14 protein-coding genes and 1 tRNA gene are annotated in these 14,557 nt (G+C 69.8%); 6 read left to right on the top strand and 9 right to left on the bottom strand.

What is annotated here, in order from left to right:
- Positions 1 to 20: 20 nt before the first annotated feature.
- Genes H565_RS15195 through H565_RS0111390 form a run of 3 tightly spaced genes read right to left on the bottom strand, consistent with a single transcriptional unit; the run spans position 21 to position 2,701 of the window.
- Entirely contained in the window at positions 21 to 1,154 is a 1,134-nt protein-coding gene (locus H565_RS15195; protein WP_425387407.1) for a phosphohydrolase, read from the bottom strand.
- A complete protein-coding gene (locus H565_RS0111395; RefSeq protein ID WP_027461149.1) occupies positions 1,147 to 1,944 on the bottom strand; it encodes an enoyl-CoA hydratase-related protein in 798 nt (265 codons plus the stop codon). The genes H565_RS15195 and H565_RS0111395 overlap by 8 nt, the downstream gene beginning before the upstream one ends.
- 31 nt (positions 1,945 to 1,975) lie before the next feature.
- Positions 1,976 to 2,701 (bottom strand): phosphorylase family protein, encoded by a 726-nt coding sequence (locus tag H565_RS0111390; RefSeq protein ID WP_027461148.1) that lies wholly within the window; start codon positions 2,699 to 2,701, stop codon positions 1,976 to 1,978.
- A 263-nt stretch (positions 2,702 to 2,964) separates the two neighbouring features.
- Here H565_RS0111390 and H565_RS0111385 point away from each other — a divergent pair, with 263 nt between their 5' ends.
- The 3 genes from H565_RS0111385 (at position 2,965) to H565_RS0111375 (ending at position 6,731) form a co-directional block, all read left to right on the top strand.
- Positions 2,965 to 4,200, top strand: a complete 1,236-nt coding sequence (locus tag H565_RS0111385; protein WP_027461147.1) for an S-layer homology domain-containing protein — start codon at positions 2,965 to 2,967, stop codon at positions 4,198 to 4,200.
- An 84-nt stretch (positions 4,201 to 4,284) separates the two neighbouring features.
- Positions 4,285 to 4,620, top strand: coding sequence for a LapA family protein (locus H565_RS0111380; protein WP_027461146.1), 336 nt, complete (start codon positions 4,285 to 4,287; stop codon positions 4,618 to 4,620).
- Positions 4,617 to 6,731: a single-stranded-DNA-specific exonuclease RecJ gene (locus H565_RS0111375; protein WP_027461145.1), complete on the top strand. Its 2,115-nt coding sequence runs from the start codon at positions 4,617 to 4,619 to the stop codon at positions 6,729 to 6,731. Before H565_RS0111380 ends, H565_RS0111375 begins: the two co-directional genes overlap by 4 nt.
- A gap of 17 nt (positions 6,732 to 6,748) precedes the next feature.
- On the opposite strand, the gene H565_RS15190 is transcribed toward H565_RS0111375, so the two are convergent.
- Both H565_RS15190 and H565_RS0111365 read right to left on the bottom strand, forming a co-directional pair.
- Positions 6,749 to 7,714, bottom strand: a complete 966-nt coding sequence (locus tag H565_RS15190; protein ID WP_051363569.1) for an SIS domain-containing protein — start codon at positions 7,712 to 7,714, stop codon at positions 6,749 to 6,751.
- A 215-nt stretch (positions 7,715 to 7,929) separates the two neighbouring features.
- Positions 7,930 to 8,006: transfer RNA gene (locus H565_RS0111365), tRNA-Arg, on the bottom strand.
- Between the two features lie 40 nt (positions 8,007 to 8,046).
- Here H565_RS0111365 and H565_RS0111360 point away from each other — a divergent pair.
- The 3 genes from H565_RS0111360 (at position 8,047) to H565_RS0111350 (ending at position 11,807) form a co-directional block, all read left to right on the top strand.
- Entirely contained in the window at positions 8,047 to 9,951 is a 1,905-nt protein-coding gene (locus tag H565_RS0111360) for a peptidylprolyl isomerase (protein ID WP_027461144.1), read from the top strand.
- Between the two features lie 118 nt (positions 9,952 to 10,069).
- On the top strand, positions 10,070 to 11,071 hold the full coding sequence (gene trpS, locus H565_RS0111355; protein ID WP_027461143.1) for a tryptophan--tRNA ligase: 1,002 nt from the start codon (positions 10,070 to 10,072) through the stop codon (positions 11,069 to 11,071).
- 4 nt (positions 11,072 to 11,075) lie between these two features.
- Positions 11,076 to 11,807: a segregation and condensation protein A gene (locus H565_RS0111350; protein WP_027461142.1), complete on the top strand. Its 732-nt coding sequence runs from the start codon at positions 11,076 to 11,078 to the stop codon at positions 11,805 to 11,807.
- A gap of 3 nt (positions 11,808 to 11,810) precedes the next feature.
- Here the strand turns inward: H565_RS0111350 and argC are convergent, their stop codons facing one another.
- The 4 genes from argC to argF all read right to left on the bottom strand — a co-directional run bounded on the left by argC (position 11,811) and on the right by argF (position 14,517).
- Positions 11,811 to 12,788, bottom strand: coding sequence for an N-acetyl-gamma-glutamyl-phosphate reductase (gene argC / locus H565_RS0111345; protein ID WP_027461141.1), 978 nt, complete (start codon positions 12,786 to 12,788; stop codon positions 11,811 to 11,813).
- A 142-nt stretch (positions 12,789 to 12,930) separates the two neighbouring features.
- Positions 12,931 to 13,323 carry a type II toxin-antitoxin system VapC family toxin gene (locus H565_RS0111340; protein ID WP_027461140.1) on the bottom strand — a complete coding sequence of 131 codons (393 nt, stop codon included), beginning with the start codon at positions 13,321 to 13,323 and terminating at the stop codon, positions 12,931 to 12,933.
- Complete coding sequence (locus H565_RS15185; protein ID WP_034409309.1) at positions 13,320 to 13,556, bottom strand: AbrB/MazE/SpoVT family DNA-binding domain-containing protein; 237 nt, start codon at positions 13,554 to 13,556, stop codon at positions 13,320 to 13,322. Before H565_RS15185 ends, H565_RS0111340 begins: the two co-directional genes overlap by 4 nt.
- 37 nt (positions 13,557 to 13,593) lie before the next feature.
- Positions 13,594 to 14,517 carry an ornithine carbamoyltransferase gene (gene argF, locus H565_RS0111330; RefSeq protein ID WP_027461139.1) on the bottom strand — a complete coding sequence of 308 codons (924 nt, stop codon included), beginning with the start codon at positions 14,515 to 14,517 and terminating at the stop codon, positions 13,594 to 13,596.
- Positions 14,518 to 14,557: the final 40 nt, after the last annotated feature.

Genomic DNA, 14,557 nt, shown 5'->3' with positions numbered 1-14,557 from the left:
ATGTGGAGCCGGAAGAACGGTTAAGACGGATTCCCCGTATCTATTGCCTCGGCGACGGCCTGAGCCACCTGCTCGCGGCGGGGTTCTACGGGCGCGACGACCCGCTCGCCGCCCTCCAAATCCATCACGAAATGGTCACCGTCGAGGCGCACCCGGCGCAAAATCTGCTCGTCGCCCTCGGTGCGGGTGGTGGCCCGCAGCTCGACATAGGGCTGCATGGGCGTGCGGATGACCTTGGGCGCGAGCACCTCCTCGACCTGAAAGATGCCGCCAGAGTTGTTCATGGTCACGTTGATGAGCACGGGCTTGTTGCGCCCGCGCTCAATGACGACCTGGTCAACGGCGAGGGCACTGATGGAGTGGATGTCCACGCTGCCGAGGGCAAAGGCCTTGCGCCCGCGCCCCTTGGTGATGTCGGTGCCGTCCGCGACCGCCGTGATGCCGCCCTCCAGGGTGAGGGGCACCGGGCTGAGGTCGTGGCAGGTGATGCATCCCAAGATAAAGGAGCGCACCTTCGTTCGCTTGAAGGGGTCGGGGTAGATGGGGCCGAGGATGCGCTCCAAGATGGGCAGCGCGAGCGCGACCCCGTGCGCCTCGTGGCCCACCCGGTGAATCTGGTTGCCGATGTCATGGAGCATCGTGCCCAGAATCACGGCCAAGAAGACGTCGTCGGCGTCGCCCACCCCCGACTCCATGATGTCGGGCCGCACCCCCGCCTCCAGCAGCAGCTCGGTGATGGCCATGCTCGCTGCCCCGGTGATAAAGGCATGAACCCGCCCGTGGTCGTTGTAGCCCAGCTTGCGCATGGTGATGTAGTTCGCCATGTCCCAGTGGGCGAGGGCCTCCGGGTCGCCGCGCAGGGCCTCGTACGCCGCGAGCGCCCTGGGCGCATGCTGAAGGTCGGCGGAGATGGCGGCGTGCGCCTCGGCAATCAGCTTGGCGCGGGGGGTAGCGAACTCGACGCGCGCGCCCGCCGTGCCCTCAGCCCCCTCTGCGGGTGTGGGCGGGGGCGCGGTGTCGAGCACGGCCCCCTCGCTGTGGCGGCCTTCGACGTCCTGCAGGTCGCCCCCCGCCACACTGAGGGTGAACTTGGAGTCGCCCGCCGGGTGTGCGGGGCGCTCCTCTTGCGGCTCCCCCCGCCCCGCCTCACTCACCGCGGAACTCCGGCTTGCGCTTGGCGAGGAAGGCCGAGGTGCCCTCGCGGAAATCCTTGGTCGCGACCAGCATCCCAAAGAGGTCCGCCTCTATCTCTAGGCCCGCTTCGAGCGAGGTATCCAGCCCCCGGCGCACCGCTTCCTTGACGAGCGAGAGGGCAATAGGGGCGTGGCGCACCATCTGCTCGGCGACCTCGCGGGCCTTTTGCAGGGGGTCGTCGGCGACGTAGTTCACCAGGCCCAACCGCAGGGCCTCTTCTGCCGTGACCTGCCGCCCGGTGAGCATCAGGTCGAGGGCCGGACCCGCCCCAATCAGGCGGGCAAGGCGCTGGGTGCCCCCGAAACCGGGAATCAGGCCCAGCGAGACTTCGGGCAGCCCCAGCCGCGCCCCCGGCGAGGCCACCCGCACGTCGCAGGCGAGCGCGAGTTCCAGGCCGCCCCCCAGCGCAAAGCCGTTCACGGCGGCGATGGTGGGAATGGGCAGGTTGGCGACCGTCTGCATGACGTCCTGTCCAGCGAGGGCGAGTTCGCGGCCCTGATAGACGTCCTCCAGCTCGGCCAGTTCGCTGATGTCGGCCCCCGCCACGAACGCCCGGTCGCCGCCCCCGGTCACGATGAGGGCACCGATTTCGGGCACGTCGACGACCGCGTCGAGCGCCTGAGAGAGTTCGCTGAGGGTGTCCGCATTGAGGGCGTTGAGCGCTTTGGGGCGGCTCACCGTCAGCACCGCGAGGGGGCCGTGCTGAGCGAGCTGGATGTTGTGGAACTCAATCTCGTCGAGCATCGTCATGGGTTCATCCTGCCACGCCCGGCGGGGCGGGTCAGCGGGCTTCGGCCCCGGCGAGCCGCACCACGGCCTCTAGCGCCGTCCGCACCATGCGGTCAACGCCCCCCGCGAGCACCTCGTCGGGCACGAGCTGCGGGTCCCCGATATCGTTGCTGCACGCGGTCAGGCACCCTGCCCGCAGCCCGTGCTGGGCCGCCACCAAAAAGACCGCGCTCGCTTCCATCTCGAAGCCGAGCACCCCGCGGGAGGCCCACAACCGGGCGTGTTCGGGGGTGCTGGCATAGAAGGCGTCCTCGGTCATGATGAGACCCGTGTGATGCGGCACCCCCAACGTGCGGGCCGCCGCCACCGCCGCCTCGACGACCTCGAAGCTGGCCGCCGGAGCATAGGGCGCGCCGCCCAGCATCTGCCGGGTGGTGCCGTCGCCCGGCACGGCAGCGGTGGCAATCACCAGCTCGCCCGGTCCCACGCGGGGGGTGGCCCCGCCCAGGGTCCCCACCCGCAGCAGGGTCTTTGCGCCCAGCCGGGCGAGTTCCTCCGCGACGATGGCCGCGCTGGGGCAGCCCATTCCGGTTGTCTGCACGCTCACGCGTACGCCCCGGTAGGTGCCCGTAAAGCCCAGCAACTGCCGGTGCTCGGTGTACAGGCGGGCGTCTTCCAGATAGGTTTCGGCGATGCGCCGCGCCCGACCTGGGTCTCCCGGAAGCAGCACATACTCTGCAACGTCGCCCGGCTCGGCCCGCAGGTGAATCTGACTCATGGGGGCAGTATAGGGACGCCCCTGGGGGCAACCCCCCGCCCCTTGCCCCATCCCGCCTGAGGACCGCGTCAGCTTCCTCATAGGGTGGTGGGGTTTTCTCATCTGAACTTGAGACAAAGCGTCAACTTGAGCTTTCTGAGAAGAATCCATCATGCGCCCAATGGCGCGGGGGGTTACAGTTCATGGCGTCCTCACGGCGTCTTCCTGCGGTGAGGCCGTGCAGCGGGGGCGGACCAGCCGCACCTGCGTGTCAAAGGAGAACTATGCGCAAGTCCTTGATGTTTGCTTCGACCCTGGCTCTCGCTGTGGGAGCTGCCAGCGCCCAGACCAGCACAACGACGACCACCACGACCTCGCAGGTTGTGAACTTTACCGATGTGCCCGCCGGACACTGGGCGAAGGATGCGGTGGACCTCCTCGTGCAGCGCGGCCTGATTCAGGGCTACCCGGATGGCACCTTCCGTGGCAACCAGAACATCACCCGCTACGAAGCCGCACTTATCTTCTACCGCCTGCTTCAGAGCGGGGCGCTGAGCAACGCCACCCTCAGCCAGAGTGACCTCGCCACCATCACCGCCGGGATGCAGGAAGTCGCCACCGAACTGGCCGCCATCAGCACCCGCGTCACCGACCTGGAGCGCCTGAGCGCCGAGCAGCAGGCCCGCATCGCCGCCCTGGAAGAGCGCATCAACGCTCTGGGCACCGCCGGAACTGCGGGGGCCGATGTCGCGGCCCTGACTGCCCGCATCGACGCTCTGGAAACGGCCATCCGCAACATTCCTGCGGGGCCTCAGGGTCCCCAGGGTCCGGCAGGCCCGGCGGGTCCCGCCGGTGCAGCGGCCAACACGACGGCCCTCGAAGCTCGCATCGCGGCGCTGGAAGCTCGCCTCAACCAAACCAACCAGACTGTTCCGAGCACGGGTGGCACCACCACCATCGTGACGCCCCCCACCACCGTCGTGATCGGCGAGACGCCGAGCGGCGCGGCCAACGGCGTGACCCGCGGCGACCTGTACGCGGGCATCTCGGTCGGGGCCAGCTCTGCGGGCAATGGGCCTTGCTACCTCCCGCGGGCAGGTGGCCGGGCCGTGAACTACTGCGCCAGCTTCGGCGGCATGGTGGGCACCACCTCGCTGGTCGGTCCCTTCGGTGCCCGCGTCTCGGCGGACTATAAGCCGGGCCGTAACGCCCTCTCGGCAGATGTGAATGCCACCGTGGGCCTGAACACCGGCACCAACATCCAGCCCTACGCCGGGGTGGGCCTGGGCCTCACGAGCAGCACCTCGCGGGCCAACACGAACACCAACACGACCGACACCTACGTCAACGCGCTCGTGGGCGTCGACTTCCAGGTCACCAACTCCATCGCCGCCTTTGTGGAAGGCAATGGCCGCTACTACCTCAGCAACAAGGGGACGGGCGCCCTCGAAGGCACTACCAACCCCAACGACCGTGGCTTTGCGCCCGCCGTCCGCGCTGGTCTGAAGTTCTACTTCTGAGTCACGAGCAGCAAAAGGGTCCCCTCCGGGGGGCCTTTTTTATTGCGGGTGGGGACGCGGGTCACGCGCAGTAAACTCTGAACCATGCGACTCGTGCAGTTCATTCAGGTGCTGCTGCTGCTCGCGCTGGGGGCGTACCTGCTGCTGGTCGCGCTGGAGAATCCGGTGCCCGTGCGTCTGCCTCTGCCGCTGGGCCGGGGCGAGGCGCTGCTGCCCCTGGGGGGGGCAGTCGTGCTGTTTGCTGGCCTGGGGGCCGGGTATATGGCCCTGCTGCTGCTGCCCCCGCTGTGGCGCTCGGCGTGGCGGCAGGGGCGGGCGCGGCGCGAACGGGCACAGCTCGAACAGCGGCTCACGGCGGCCCTGCAAGCCCGCTTGGGCACCGTCCCTCCACCCGCTGCCCCCGCCCCGGAGGAAGCGTGAGCCGCTCCATTCCGCCCCTCCCGGAAGCCCGCTGGGTGCTGGCTCCTCCCGCCAGCCGGGAAGCGCTGCTGGAGACCATGCGGACCTGGGGCGTTTCGGCACCGCTCGCGCAGGTGCTGCACGGACGCGGCCTGACCCCGGCGCGGCTGGAGCCGCCGCTGCGTCCCACCCCCAACCCGGCCCTGCACGAGGCAGCGCGGCGCATCGTCACGGCAGTGCGGGCCAGAAAGCGCCTGCGCATTCACGGCGATTACGACGCCGACGGCGTGACCGCCACCGCCACCCTGGTGCGCGGCCTGCGGGCGCTGGGGGCCGAGGTACACGGCTTTATCCCCCACCGGCTGCGGGAGGGCTACGGGATTCACCCCGACCGGGTCGAGGAACATGCCGCCGCCTGCGACCTCCTGGTCACGGTGGACTGCGGGGTCACCAACCTGGAGGAGGTCGCGGCGCTACTGGCGCGGGGGGTCGAGGTCATCGTGACCGACCACCACGCCCCCGGCCCCGACTACCCCGCCACCCTGGTGGTCCACCCCCACGAGACGGCGGACTATGACCCGGAGGTTCACAACCTGACCGGGGCGGGAGTGGCCTATCACCTGCTCTGGGCGGTGCACGGGGCGCTGGGCCTCCCCGCACCCACCTCCCTCACGGCACTGGCGGCGCTGGGCACCGTGGCGGATGTGGCCCCCCTGGTGGGCGAAAACCGGGCGCTGGTGCGGCGGGGCCTCGCGGAGCTGGCGGGCACCGAGCTGCCGGGCTTGCGCGCCCTCCTGCGGACCAAAAAGGTCGAGCGGCCCAGCGCCCGCGACGTGGCTTTTTTGCTCGCGCCGCTGCTGAACGCGGCGGGGAGGCTGGGTGAGGCCGACCTCGCGCTCGACCTCCTGCTCACGGAAAGCGAGCACCGGGCGCAGACGCTGGCGACCTACCTGGAGTCGCGCAACGGCGAGCGGCGGGTGTTGCAAGACCGGATGTACGCCGAGGCCCTCGCCCTGGCTGACCCCGACGACCCGGCGCTCGTGCTCACCCACCCCGACTGGCACGCGGGCGTGATGGGAATCGTCGCGAGCAAGCTCCTGGAGACCTTTTACCGCCCGGTGTACATCGTCGCGCAGGGCAAGGGGTCGGTGCGCTCGACGCCGGGCATCAGCGCGGTAGAAGGCCTGCGGCAAAGCCGGGACCTGTTGAAGCGCTTTGGAGGGCATCCTGGCGCGGCGGGGTTCTCACTGGACGAGGCCAACTTTGCGGCCCTGCGAGACCGCTTGCACCGCTACGTGCGGCAGTTTCCGCGCCCGGTTCCGGCGTGGCCGTTGGACGCGCCGCTGCCCGCCCTGGCGGCGACCGGGAACCTCGCGCAGGAGGCAGCGGCCCTCGAACCCTTTGGCACCGGGCACGAGGCCCCGCTGTGGCATGTCCGTCTGCCGCTGTCGGGCACCCGGCTGGTGGGGGGCAAGCGCACGAGCTTGCAGTTCTGGGCGGGCGGGCTGCGCGGCATCAAGCACGGCGAGACGCGGGCCGCTGGCGGCGAGCACGACCTCGCCACCCACCTCGTGCAGGGCGAATGGCGCGGGCAGACGCGGCTGGAGTGGCAGGGGCGGGCGCTGCGGCCTCCGGGGCCGCTGAGCCTGGCGGCGGCCCCGGCCCCGGCCCCGGTGCCGCGCCTCGACCCCCGCGCAGGCATCGAGCACCTGCGGACCGGAGCGAGCGCCTATGCCGACGGCGCGGTCGCGGCCTACCTCGCCGCTCAAGTGCCGGGCCTCCGACTGGTGCCCGCCGGAGACCCGCATCCCGGCGGAGAGCTGATTCTCTACTCACTGCCCGACGAGGCCAGCTTGCGGCGGTGGCTGGGTGGGGGCCGGGTGGCCTTTGCCCTGGGACCCAAGACGCTGAGCGAGCTAGAAGGCCGCCTCACCCCGGCGCACCTTCAGCCCACCGCGGACGAGGCGAACCGGGCCGCCGCCGCCGACGCCTACCGCGACTGGCAGTGGGCACACCTCTACCGGGTGCTCGATGACGAGGGCTGGAGCGCCGCCGTCCATCATCTCCTGGGCCTGGCCGAAGCGCCCGGCAGCGCCCCGGCGCTCGCGTCCGCTCTCGCCGCCGCCGATTGACCGGGGCGGCACCCCCCTCAAGCCTCCGGCTCGTCCTCGTCCTCATCCTCGGCGGCTGAGCCGTCGTGCGCCGGGCGGTCCGCGGCGGCACTCGGCGGGGCCTTCTCCTCCCCGGCGAGCACCGCCTGGGCGCGGGCCAACACGGGGGGGTCGGCGGGCTGAACGCCGTAGCGCTCGGCGAGGTAGGCCGACACCCAGGCCCCGAAGTACCACAGGGCGAGGCTGCCCGCGTACCCGCTGGGGGCCGCGCCGCCCTCAGCCTGGGGAAAGGGCACGTGTTGCACCTCGTCTACCCGTGACTCCAGCACCTCGCGCACGACGTGCAGGGTGGGGTCGGGGTCGCCGAGAATGAGGGCAACCTTGGCGTCTCCCTTCTCGTGCTGGGCCTCGAAAGCCCCGGTCGCCACCGCGAGGGGGTCCCCCAACACGGGCACGGCGAGCGTCTTGCCGACCCGTGCGAGCAAGGATTGCCAGGCGTGGGGCAGCGCCTCGGCGTCGGGGGCGGCGAGCAGCAGGGGCGTGCGGCCCCACAGCGCCCACGCGAGGTCGCGGGCGGGGTTGCCCTCCGTGACCTCCGGGGCGCACTGGTCGCGCAGCGCCGCCAAGAGCGCTTCGGCTTCTGCAGCCTCCCGTGCGTGGCCGGAAGCGTGGGCGAGGTACTGGGCGGCGTGGTAGGTCGCGGTCACGCCGCCCGGCACGAGCACGTCGACGTCGTCGGGGACGCCTCCAGTGCTCACCCGGCGCACGCCCGCCCCCGCCACCTCCGCGAGGTCGGCGTAGTCGCGGGCGGCATCCTGAGCGTCCGCACTGGACACGACGAACTGGGTGCCCGCGCGCGTCAGGGTGGCGGGCAGCAGGGCCGCCGCGAGGTGGGCGGCGAGCGCACCCTCCCCCACTCCAATCAGGCCGTAGGGGCCGGGTTCAGGCCGGGTGGGTCCGGCGTACGAGCCGGGCAAGCGGGTCAGCAGCGAAAACAAGTCCATGCCTCCAGGGTACACCGGGCATGAGAAAGGCCGGAAAAATGTCGCCCAGGCCGCGTTTTTTGCCTTCATGTGCCCTTCGGCAAACGTGCTAGACTCGCCCGCGTGCCGTATCTCCGGACCGCTGCCCGCCCTGGCCGAACCTCTCGGTGCGGGACATCAACAAAACACCACCCCGCAGGGTGGTGCCTAGGTGCCCGCAGGGGGCTGGACTTGGGTGGCGCACTCGACAGGACTCGAACCTGTGACCTTTGGCTCCGGAGGCCAACGCTCTATCCACCTGAGCTACGAGTGCATAGCGCAGGTACCCTAGCACCTTCCCCCAAGGAGTTCAAGTGAAGAACAAAAAAGCCCTCAACGTCTTGCTGGGTGTGCTCGCCCTGCTGCTGGTGGTGGGCATGGCCTACCAGTTCACGCCCAATGTGGGGTCGCTCTTTGGCGGCGGCACCAAGGGCACGCCGGCCATGACCGTCAACGGCGAAACCGTGACCGTGCAGGATCTCGAAGCGTTGCGCCAGAGCAATCCGGTGCTGTCAAGCGCCCAAAGCGGCGTGCTCGCCGACGACTTCAAGGCTTACGTGGTCGCGCAGCAGACCCGGCAGGTGGTGCTGCGGCAGGCGGCGAAAGACATCGCGGTGAGCCGGGCGGACGTCAACGCGGAAGTCGACAAGATTCGTTCCTCCAACGGCCTCACCGACAACAAGGCCTGGACCGACGCCCTCGCGCGGGTGGGCCTCACCGACGCTACCTTCCGCGCTCAAGTCCGCGACCAACTTGCCGTGAACCGCAAGGTCGAGCAGATTAAGGAGGCGGCCCCCGCGCCGACCGACGCCGAGGTGCGCCTGTATTACGACCTCAACCCGGAGAGCTTCCAGACGGACGCCCGCATTGTGGGCCGCCAGATTGTGGTGGCGGACAAGGCCAAGGCCGAAGCCCTGCTGCGCCAGATTCGCGGCGGGGCCGACTTCGCGGCGCTCGCTCGCCAGAACAGCTCCCAGTTCGCGGACCGGGGCGGGGCACTCGGCCCCATCGAAAACGGCCAGCCCCGCCCGGTCGCGCAGGTCGCGCTGCCGAGCGAGGTGGGCGCAGCGGCCTTTGCGCTGACGGAAGGCGGCGTCACCGACGTGGTCGAAAGCGGCGGGAAGTTCTACATCGTCAAGGTCGAGAAGTACCTCGCGCCCACCGTCAAGCCCTTCGAGCAGGCCAAGGCCGACGCCGAAAAGACGGTCGCCGAGCAGAAGAAAAACCGCGCCGTCGAGGAGTGGCTGAGCGGCCTGGAGCAAAGCGCCAAGGTGGAGGTCAGCGACCCCAACTGGAAGGCCGAGAACCCGACGGTCGCGGAAGTGGCCGGAGAAAAGATTCCTTACTCGGCGGTCGTCGAGCAGGTCGTGCAAAACGAGCAGTTCACGTCGCTGCTGGGGCAGGTGCCCGCCGAGCAAGCCGGGCAGCTTGTCAACGGCCTGCTCAAGCCGCAAATCACCGAGCAGCTCATTCAGGCCTACGCCGCCCCGCGGGTCGCGCAAAACCTCAAGTTGCCGCTGACGGGCAGCCGCCAAGAGCAGGCCGCCGGGCTGGTCGCCTACGGCGGGCGCGACGTGAAGGTCACGGACGCCGAGATTCAGGCCTACTACACCCAGAACCGCTCGCAGTTCGAGACCCCGGCGAGCGCGACCGTGGCCGAAGTCAGCTTCCCGAACCAGCAAAAGGCCAGCGCCTTCCGCCAGAGCTTCGCGGGCGGCGACCTGGTGCGGGCGGCGGCGCGGGCGGGCGGCACCGTTTCTGAGCGCGGAGAGGTCAGCGCGGGCAGCGGCTCGCTGGGCGAAGAAGTCGAGGCCGCCGTCTTCGGGGCCAACACCCTCAAGGCTGCCGGGGAAGGCCGCGTCAGCGACGTGGTCAAGGTGGGCGAGCGCTACGTGGTGGCCTACGTGACGGGCTTGCGCCCCGCCGTCACCCAGCCCCTCACGGCGGTGCGCGAGCAGATTCGTGACCAACTGCTGGCGACCAAGCAGGTCGAAGCCGGACAGAAGTTCCTGCAAGAACAGGTCGCCAAGCTCAAGCCCAAGAACAACCTCCAGGCCGTGCTGGACGCGCAGGAAAAGCGCGTGGCCGCGGCAGCCCCAGCCCCCGCTTCCCAGCAGGGCAGCGGCGACGAGGGCAGCACCCCCAACAACGCCACCGACAGCGCCAACGACAACGACAGCGCTCCCGCTACCGAAAACGGGACCCCGGCCAACGAGTAACGGCCGACGGGGCATTCGTCAGGGGCGGCTCTCCAGACCGGAGGGCCGCCCTTCTCCCATGTCCCGCCGGGCGGCGCGGGCGGCTTCCTGCTTCCCGCCCGCTAGAATCCCTCCCGATATGCCGCGCGTCTTTTCAGGAATCCAGCCAACCGGGGACCCCCACATCGGCAACTACTTTGGAGCGATGAAGAACTATGTGCGGCTGGGGGAGGCGTACGGCAAGGACTCCATCTACTGCGTGGTGGACCTGCACGCCATCACCAACCCCGCCGCCTATGACCCCGCTCAGCTCGCGGAGCGCACCTTCGAGATGGCGGTCGCCAACTTCGCGGCGGGCCTCGACCCCAGCAAGGTCACCTTTTTCGTGCAGTCGATGGTGCCGGAGCATCAGGAGCTGAGCTGGATTTTTACGGCCATCACCCCGGTGGGCGAGCTGGAGCGCATGACCCAGTACAAGGACAAGGCGGGAGAACTGGAAAGTGTTCCGGCGGGCCTGCTGATGTATCCGGTCCTGATGGCCGCCGACATCCTGCTGTACAAGGCCGACACCGTGCCCGTCGGCGAGGACCAGACCCAGCACATCGAGTTGACCCGTGAAATCGCCCGCAAGTTCAACCATGCTTACGGCGAGACGTTCCCGGAGCCAAAGGCCGTGTACGCCAAGGACGCCCTGCGGATTCCGGGCGTGGACGGCCACGGCAAGATGAGCAAGAGCAAGGGCGAGGGGAGCACCCTGGGGATTCTCGAACCGCTGGACTCCATCTGGCAGAAGGTGCGCGTGGCCCCCACCGACCCCGCCCGCGTGCGGCGCACCGACCCCGGCGACCCCGACAAGTGCCTCATCGGGGACTATCACAAGCTTTTTTCTGACCAGCCCACCCTGGAGACGGTGTACGCGGGCTGCCGCAGCGCGGGCATCGGCTGCGTGGATTGCAAAAAGATGCTGATGGAGGGCGTACGGCGCGAGCTGGAGCCGCTGCAAGCGCGGGCCGCCGACCTGCGGGCCAACCCCAACTTCGTGCGCGACGCGCTGGAGCAGGGGGCCAAGGAAGCCCGCGCCATCGCCCAACCCGTCATGGAGGAAGTGCGGGAGAAAGTCGGCTTCCTGAAGCTCCGCTAGGAACGTGACTACCCTCGCCCCACCCCCCCCCGTCAGCTTCGTGGTGCGGCTCCCGACCTTCGGGGGCAGCCTCGCGGAGCTGGCCTCGGCCCTGCGCACGGGGCGGGTGGAGCCGGGCGAGGTGGGCCTCCTCGCCCTCACCCACGAGGTGCTGGCGTGGGCGCGGGCGCAGGGGGCAGAAGGGCACGCCGAAGCCCTGCCCGCGCTGGCGAGCGTGATTGCCCTTAAGGCACGGCTCCTGCTGCCCGCCCCGGAGCCGGACCCCGCGCCTGGGGGCGGGTGGGACCCGGACCCGCTGGATGACCTCGTCGAGGGGGTCGAGGCGCTCGCCGAACTCGACGCGCTGGTGGGCTTTCTGGCGGCCCGCCGCCGCGAGCGCGAGGGCCTGATTCCGGCCCGCCCGGTCCCCCTGGACCTCCCCCGCCGCGAGCGCCCCGCGCAGCCCGCCCGCAGCCTCGCCCGACTGGTGAAGGCCGCGCAGAATGCGGTGCGGCAGGTTGAGGTGCCCCTACTCTCGCGTGAGCGCCTGAGCTTAGCGGACGCGCTGGGGGCGCTGCGGGCCTTTGGGCGGCGGCTGCGGACCTTCACCTTCGGGGGCATTCCGGCGGGGGATTGGGGCGAGCGCACGACCTACTTCGCCGCGCTGCTGGAGGGCGTCAAGGAGGGGGCCTTCAGCGCCGAGCAAGAAGAGTGCTACGGGGAGATTCAGGTCACATCCCACCTCGCCGAAGACTGACGGTCAGCTCCCCTCCGGCACCCCGTACCCGTGCCCGGCTCCCTCCAGCCCCAGCATCACGTCGAGGTTCTGCACCGCCGCCCCGCTCGCCCCCTTGCCGAGGTTGTCCAGCCGCGAGACGAGGAGGGCATGCTCCCCGCCGGGGCTGGCGTAGACGAACAGCTCCAGTTCATTGGTCCCGTTGAGCGCCCGCGGGTCGAGGATGGCTTCGGCGGGCTGGCCGTGCTCGAAGGGCATGACCCGCACGAAGCGTTCCCCGGCGTAGTGGTCGGCCAAGGCCCCATGCAGCCGCGCCGCCGTCACGCCGAGCGGCCCCAGGTGCAGCGGAATCTGGACCAGCATCCCCTGCCGCCAACCACCGACGTGGGGGGTGAAGAGGGGCGGCTGGCGGAGGCCGCCGTGCCGCGCCATCTCCGGCTGGTGCTTGTGGGTGAGGGTGAGGGCATAGCTCTTAAATGGCCCCGCCATCGGATGACTGGGTTCATTGGGATGGGCGCGCCCCTCATGGGCGTCCACCAGCGCCCGCCCCCCGCCGGAGTACCCGGAAAAGCCCTGCACGCTGAGGGGGAAGTCGGGCGGCAACAGGCCCGCGTCGGTGAGCGGGCGCAGCAGGGCCACCGCCCCGGTCGCGTAGCAGCCGGGATTGCTGACGAAGCGGGCGGCACGTATCTCGTCCCGGCTCCGCGAGGTCAGTTCGGGAAAACCGTAGGCCCACCCCTGGGCCGTGCGGTGGGCGCTGCTCGCGTCGAGCACCCGCGTGGCCGGGTTCTCGATCATCGCTGCGGCCTCCCGCGCCACGTCGTCATGGAGGCACAGGATGGCGACATCGGCGCGGTTGAGGAGTTCGCGCCGAGCCTCCGGGTCCTTGCGGCGGGCGGGGTCGATGCGGAGCACTTCGAGGTCGCGGCGGCCCTCCAGCCGGGCGCGGATTTGCAGGCCGGTCGTTCCGGCTTCTCCGTCGATAAAGATGCGGGGGGTCATGTCAGTCGGTCTCCGTAACAAAGCCGCACCAGCGGCGCGAGGTCACTCGGGGTGGGGTCACCTGCGGGGGGAGGGGGCCGATGCCGAACGAGCTTCACCCTCCACGGGGCTGCGTCCTCTGGCCACCCTCCCCATCGCGGCGCTACCGAATCACCTCGACCCGGTGCGGCGCGGGCAGGGCCGCCCAAGCGCGGTCGGCAGTGAGGACCATAGCCCCCCGCTCTAGCCCCAGCGCAAGGCAGGCGCGGTCGCCCAGGCTCAGCCCCAGGGCGCGGGTCTGAGGACGCAACTCGGCAGTGGTCAGGGCGTGCGCGGCGGTAAAGGGGATGGTCAGCACTTCGAGGGCCGCCACGTCACGCAAAACGTCATCCGGGCGTTCACCCTTTTCCGCGAACTTGCTGGCAATCTCGCACAGGTTGATGCTGCTGAGAAGGGCACCTGCCAGCCTGCCCTGCACCGCCTGCCAGCCCTCCTCGCGCAGCAGGAATGTCATGACAGCGCTGGCATCGAGGACCACCGGTGCGAAAAGCGTCACTCGCGCTCTGCCGCGGCGTGACGCTCGGTGATGAACTCCTCCAGCAAGCCGGGAAAACGGCCCGCGTACTTTGCCTGAATGGCCTGCTGCCGCACCCGCAGGGGCGTCAGAATCAGGCGGTCTCCGTCCAGCTCAGCGGTCAGGGTTTCCCCCTCCGTCAGCCCGTGCCTTTCCCGAAACTCGGCGGGCAGGACTACCCGGTAAGCTCGGCCAACCTTGACCGTCTCTGCCATGACACGACACCTCCTTCTGACATTGTATATTTTTTTGTCACCAGCGCGGCTTCATCGCGCCCATGAGGTGATAGAGCAGTGCCTTTTGCGCGTGCAGGCGGTTTTCGGCCTGGTCGAAGACGCGGCTTTTGGGGTGTTCGGTCGCTTCGGGGACCGTCTCCTCGCCATAGTGGGCGGGGAGGCAATGCAAGAAGATGCCGTGCGGGGCGATGGTCTCCAGCATCGCGGGCGTGACCTGATAGCCGCGAAAGGCGCGGCGGCGGATGTCGGCTTCGGCCTCCTGCCCCATCGAAATCCAGACGTCGGTGTACAGGACGTCGGCCCCCTCGACGGCGGCGAGGTCGTTCGTCAGGGTGACCTCTACGCCCGCCTTGACCGCGTCCATCAGCACGCCCGCGTTCGGCTCGTAGCCCACCGGGGTGACCACCGTCACGGCGGTTCCGGTCAGGATGCCCATGTGAATGTGGCTGTTGGCGAGGTTGTTGCCGTCGCCGAGATACACTACCCGCCGCCCGCGCAGGTCGGGGCCAAACTCTGCCTCGATGGTCTGGTAGTCGGCGAGAAGCTGCGCGGGGTGCAACATGTCCGAGAGGCCGTTGATGACCGGAATGGCGGCGTGGTCGGCGAGTTCTTGGAGGGTCTGCTGGAGATACACCCGCCCCATCACCCCATCCACCCAGCGTTCGAGGTTGCGGGCCACGTCGCTGACGCGCTCGCGGGTGCCCAGGCCGATTTCCTGGTTGCTGAGGGTGATGGCGTGTCCGCCGAGCTGGTACATGCCCACGTCGAAGGTGGTGCGGGTCCGCAGGCTGGCCTTTTCAAAAATCAGCGCGAGGCTGAGGCCCGCCAAGGGCTTCACGTCCCGCCACTCGCCCCGGCGCATGGAGTGGGCGGTGTTCAACACGGCCCGCAGTTCCTCCGGCGTCATGTCGAGATTGCTCAGAAAGTCGCGCCCGGCCATCACCGGGGGCGGCAGGGTATCGGGAGTCAGGCGGGGGGGG

Source organism: Deinococcus murrayi DSM 11303, from assembly GCF_000482805.1.
GTDB classification, from domain to species: Bacteria; Deinococcota; Deinococci; order Deinococcales; family Deinococcaceae; genus Deinococcus; species Deinococcus murrayi.
Note: the sequence above shows the minus strand (reverse complement) of the source record. Positions and strands in the feature narration are given on the sequence as shown.

Excerpts from the sequence above, each read along its gene's own strand:
- H565_RS15190 (WP_051363569.1), bottom strand. The coding sequence starts at position 7,714 with ATGGACTTGTTTTCGCTGCTGACCCGCTTGCCCGGCTCGTACGCCGGA.
- H565_RS0111390 (WP_027461148.1), bottom strand. The coding sequence starts at position 2,701 with ATGAGTCAGATTCACCTGCGGGCCGAGCCGGGCGACGTTGCAGAGTAT.
- argC (WP_027461141.1), bottom strand. The coding sequence starts at position 12,788 with ATGACCCCCCGCATCTTTATCGACGGAGAAGCCGGAACGACCGGCCTG.
- trpS (WP_027461143.1), top strand. The coding sequence starts at position 10,070 with ATGCCGCGCGTCTTTTCAGGAATCCAGCCAACCGGGGACCCCCACATC.
- H565_RS0111395 (WP_027461149.1), bottom strand. The coding sequence starts at position 1,944 with ATGACGATGCTCGACGAGATTGAGTTCCACAACATCCAGCTCGCTCAG.
- argF (WP_027461139.1), bottom strand. The coding sequence starts at position 14,517 with ATGGCCGGGCGCGACTTTCTGAGCAATCTCGACATGACGCCGGAGGAA.
- H565_RS0111380 (WP_027461146.1), top strand. The coding sequence starts at position 4,285 with ATGCGACTCGTGCAGTTCATTCAGGTGCTGCTGCTGCTCGCGCTGGGG.
- H565_RS0111385 (WP_027461147.1), top strand. The coding sequence starts at position 2,965 with ATGCGCAAGTCCTTGATGTTTGCTTCGACCCTGGCTCTCGCTGTGGGA.
- H565_RS15185 (WP_034409309.1), bottom strand. The coding sequence starts at position 13,556 with ATGGCAGAGACGGTCAAGGTTGGCCGAGCTTACCGGGTAGTCCTGCCC.